The organism is Candidatus Latescibacterota bacterium (genome assembly GCA_019038625.1).
Lineage (GTDB): Bacteria > Krumholzibacteriota > Krumholzibacteriia > Krumholzibacteriales > Krumholzibacteriaceae > JAGLYV01.
The window spans coordinates 1-3,260 of the sequence record JAHOYU010000213.1; the positions used below are offsets into that span (position 1 = coordinate 1).

Consider the following 3,260-nt stretch of genomic DNA (forward strand, 5'->3'; position numbering starts at 1 on the left):
CTCCAGGACCATCGCCTGTCTGCTCCCGGCGGTGAATGCTATCTTCACTGTGTCGGTGCGGGCCACCCTTGCCAGCACGTCACCGTTATCCGCCATCTCACCCTTTTTGACAAGCATGCTCACTACCACACCGGGATAATCGGCGGTGAGATCGACTCCCTCGCGGGCATTCTGAAGGTCGCTCTCGGAGATCTTCAGGCCCATTTCAGTCTTTTCCAGGGCCTGCTTCGATATGGCCCCCTCCTTATAGAGGACCCTCATCCTCCTGAGATCGCTCAACGCGTCTTCATAGAGGACCCTTGAGCGTTCATAAGAATGGAGCATCGGATTCGCCGCGGCCTTTTCCAGGCGAATTACGATGTCACCTCTGTTCACCAAGTCGCCTTCTTTCCTCAACACATCCATCACCTGTATCGAATTCGTCGATATGATCGGATATTGGACTATCCCCTCGACCGTACCAGCCAGTGTGGTCCATATTGTGATATCACCTGAAACGGCAATCACGGTCTCGACCGGCCTGCCCTCCCTCTCCTGGATGGAGGCGATACTGTCGATGGTCTTTTCCCCGCTGATGGCGGCGAATCTCATCCCGAAAGATGCGACGACAACAATGATCGCAATCCAGAGGATCAGCCTGCCATGTCCCTTTTTCTTTCCGCCCTGTTCACTCATCATCATTCTCCTTCACCCAGAATTTCTTTTTCTGAATATCCATATATCCCTGTAACAAGTTCGAGTTGCGCCCTGGCTATATTACATGAGTACAGGGCCTGTGCGAGCTGTGCACTCGCTGTCGTCATGGCAAGTTCCGCATCGAGGCTCTCAACATGAGTCGCCAGTCCATTCTTCAGCCTGACCAGAGCCAGCCTGTGAGCCTCCTCTGCCAGGTCCACTGCCTTCTGCCTCCCCGCAAGAGCGGAGAAAGCATCCTCAAGCATCAGCCAGGAGACCCGTACATTCATTTCCTTCTCATTCTCCACTCTTTCAAGCTCTATCTCAGCGCTCCTGAGCTCCGCCCTCGCCCCGTCTATCCTCGACTTCGCCTTGAAACCGTCGAAGATCGGGATCTGGAATCCCAAGGTCAGTGCCGAGGACCGCGCCAGGTTCTTCGACTCGGGCAGGTAGCCCTCCGACCATTGCGACTGCACGAGGAAATTCGCGCCGAACTGCAATACCGGCCAGCGCTCGGCCTTTTCAAGGTCCAGGCTGTGCCGCATCGCCTCGACCTGCTGCTGAAGTGCCATGATCTCCGGGCTGCCGGAACGCATCATGGAGATCTGATATCCCATGTCGTCAGGTCTCACACCTGCAACCAGACGGTCTGTCAGGTCAAGGGGAGTGTCCTGCTTCAGGCCACATCTTCTTCTGAGCATTATTTCTGCCTGCCTGACCATGTTCCCGGCTTCGATCAGCTGGGGGACCCTGTTCTCGTATTCCACTTCGGCCCGCAACATGTGGAACCTGCTAACCGTACCCTGATCGAACCCTACCCTGGTTATCCTCAGGACCTCTTCTGTAGCCGCAAGAGCCTTCTTCGCTATGTCGAGACTCTCCATCGACAGAAGAATGTCGTAATATGCCTGCTTCACGGCAAACCTCACATAGTCGCGAGTTGCAACCTCACTGTATTTCATCGCCTCCAGGATAGAGGCAGTCGCTCCTATCCCTGCCGACAGCCTTCCGGCTGTCCATATATTCCAGGTCATCGCCGTGTTCAAGCTGATATCGTTATCCTCACCGATCTCTATCCTCGTCACACCACCAAAGGCATCCGCCATGTCGGACGGAAGGAACATCACAGGTTTGCGGATGTTCCGGCCGTAGTAACCACTGACACTGAGCGATGGAAGCCTTCCAGACTTCGCCTCTCTCATACCTGCTATCGCCCCTTTCACTCCCTCGGCGGCCCGCATCAGAAGTTCGTCGTTCTCCAGCGCGAGCTCTGTCGCTCCTTCAAGTGAGAGAGCCAGCACGTCCCGCGTCTCAACCGCATCGGGCGGACCGGTGGGCCGCCCGGAGACGGGTCGACCGGCAGCCCGGGCAATCCCCCACCCCCACACCAGCAGGACCAGTACTGCAACGACAGATGCAAGCACGATCCACGGCACCTTCATATATCCTTTTTCCATGATCATCTGCTCTCCTCATCTGATGTATTATTGTCTGTTTTCTTCGTCTCAAAAGGTCTCAGGAATATCCTGTCAAGCAGCTCCGGTAACACTTCGAAACTCTCCCCTCTTGCTACCAGGGTCTCGACCAGATGATTGGCCGCGCCTTCCATCATCGTTGCAAAATGGAAAGTGTCGATACCGATATCGAGCTCGCCATCACTGACAGCGCCCGCGATATGAACTCGAATCATATCTATATGATTGTCATCTGCCTTTTTACACATCTCATCACGGCAGCCTGGATCGCGGTCCCAGTAGAACCGGAGAAACTCCTCCTGATCTATAAAATATTCAACCGTTGCCCTGATACGAGCCCTGATCTTCTCAAGGTGAGTCATACCCGGCAGGCACGCCTTGTCACCCAATTCGTGAAATCGGGTCATATGAAATTCGACGATCTTTTTGTAGATCGCCTCCTTCCCCTCGAAATGCATGTAGAGGCTGCCCACCGAGATCTCGGCCTGATCAGCTATCTGCTGCATGCTGGTTCCCTCGTATCCATGCCTGGCGAACATCGTCGTAGCAGCTGAGAGGATCTCATCCCGAAGCTGGAGCAACCTTCTCTCACGTCTCGACAGATTGCCATTCTGAGCTTCAGTGTTATCGCCTTCGGCGTCATTCACATGGCCTTTGTCCCCACCGATATTGTTTTTGTCTCCTGATTCCATTTCACCCCCTCCTTCCTGAAGGGTTATTCATATATTGAATTCTCATTCATAAACTGAATGAACATTCAGAATATACTGCCCCATGATATTCGCGCAAGTTTATTTTCATGATTTTTAATGATTTCCAGTTTTTTTTAAAATTTATTGAAACATTTCCATTGACTATTACGAATCTAATAGTAGTATTAAATTAACAGTGATGACAAGCTTGCATCACTAACCGATTGACATTAGCTTACGGGAGAACAACATGATCATAGACAGTCTCATAATAGATAATGGGTCAGAGGAGCCGGGGCACACGACTTTCACCCGGCTCATCATCACAGGGGGAAGGTGATCTGAATTGAATGACGAGATTGCGGCAAACAAGAAATTCCGGAAGGAGCTCAAGTCGGGGACCGTATCCCTTGTACTC

General features: G+C 52.6%; 3 protein-coding genes. All 3 read right to left on the reverse strand.

What is annotated here, in order from left to right:
• The coding region (locus tag KOO63_14345) for an efflux RND transporter periplasmic adaptor subunit (GenBank protein ID MBU8922994.1) at positions 1–681 on the reverse strand (681 nt) is incomplete at its 3' end.
• Positions 678–2,138: a TolC family protein gene (locus KOO63_14350; protein MBU8922995.1), complete on the reverse strand. Its 1,461-nt coding sequence runs from the start codon at positions 2,136–2,138 to the stop codon at positions 678–680. The genes KOO63_14345 and KOO63_14350, both read right to left, overlap by 4 nt.
• The gene (locus tag KOO63_14355) at positions 2,135–2,842 is read right to left on the reverse strand and encodes a TetR/AcrR family transcriptional regulator (GenBank protein MBU8922996.1); all 708 of its coding nucleotides are present in this window, start codon (positions 2,840–2,842) and stop codon (positions 2,135–2,137) included. The genes KOO63_14350 and KOO63_14355 overlap by 4 nt, the downstream gene beginning before the upstream one ends.
• Between the last annotated feature and the right edge of the window lie 418 nt (positions 2,843–3,260).